This is a genomic window from uncultured Psychroserpens sp. (genome assembly GCF_947494225.1).
Classification (GTDB): Bacteria; Bacteroidota; Bacteroidia; order Flavobacteriales; family Flavobacteriaceae; genus Psychroserpens.
In genome coordinates this window covers 1-1,277 of the sequence record NZ_CANLUG010000020.1, presented here as the reverse complement: position 1 = coordinate 1,277, position 1,277 = coordinate 1, and the positions used below count along the sequence as shown (strand labels likewise).

Sequence of the window (1,277 nt, the reverse complement as noted above, 5' to 3'; positions counted from 1 at the left end):
GCAACCTTTAATAACACGACTTGTTCATGGGATGTAACTGGTACGCAACCAGCAGAACCTGCAACTGAATGTTATGAGACGGCAACCTTTAATAATGCGACGTGTTCGTGGGATGTAACTGGTAGTCAACCAGCAGAACCTGCAACGGAATGTTATGAAACTGCAACCTTTAACAATACAACGTGCTCATGGGATGTCACTGGTAGTCAGCCTGCAGAACCTGCAACTGAATGTTATGAAACAGCAACCTTTAACAATACAACGTGTTCTTGGGATGTAACTGGTAGTCAACCAGCAGAACCAGCAACTGAATGTTATGAAACGGCAACCTTTAATAACACGACTTGTTCATGGGATGTAACTGGTACGCAACCAGCAGAACCAGCAACAGAATGTTATGAGACTGCAACATTTAATAACACGACCTGTTCATGGGATGTCACTGGTAGTCAGCCTGCAGAACCTGCAACGGAATGTTATGAAACGGCAACCTTTAACAATACAACGTGCTCATGGGATGTGACTGGTACGCAACCAGCAGAACCTGCAACGGAATGTTATGAAACTGCAACCTTTAATAACACGACTTGTTCATGGGATGTCACTGGTAGTCAGCCTGCAGAACCTGCAACTGAATGTTATGAAACAGCAACCTTTAACAATACAACGTGTTCTTGGGATGTAACTGGTAGTCAACCAGCAGAACCAGCAACTGAATGTTATGAAACGGCAACCTTTAATAACACGACTTGTTCATGGGATGTAACTGGTACGCAACCAGCAGAACCTGCAACGGAATGTTATGAGACTGCAACATTTAATAACACGACCTGTTCATGGGATGTCACTGGATCACAACCAGCAGAACCTGCAACGGAATGTTATGAGACTGCAACCTTTAATAATACAACGTGTTCATGGGATGTAACTGGTACGCAACCAGCAGAACCTGCAACGGAATGTTATGAGACTGCAACATTTAATAACACGACTTGCTCGTGGGATGTAACTGGATCACAACCAGCAGAACCTGCAACGGAATGTTATGAGACTGCAACGTTTAATAACACGACTTGTTCATGGGATGTCACTGGTAGTCAACCAGCGGAACCTGCAACAGAATGTTATGAAACTGCAACATTTAATAACACGACTTGTTCATGGGATGTTACTGGTAGTCAGCCTGCAGAACCTGCAACGGAATGTTATGAAACAGCAACCTTTAACAATACAACGTGTTCTTGGGATGTAACTGGTAGTCAACCAGCAGAACCAGC

Annotated in this window: 1 protein-coding gene; it reads left to right on the top strand. The window is 43.9% G+C overall.

From position 1 onward, the window contains the following. Nucleotides 1-1,277, top strand: a 1,277-nt coding sequence (locus Q0893_RS19465; RefSeq protein ID WP_299278948.1) for a hypothetical protein, incomplete at both ends; no start/stop codon positions are given.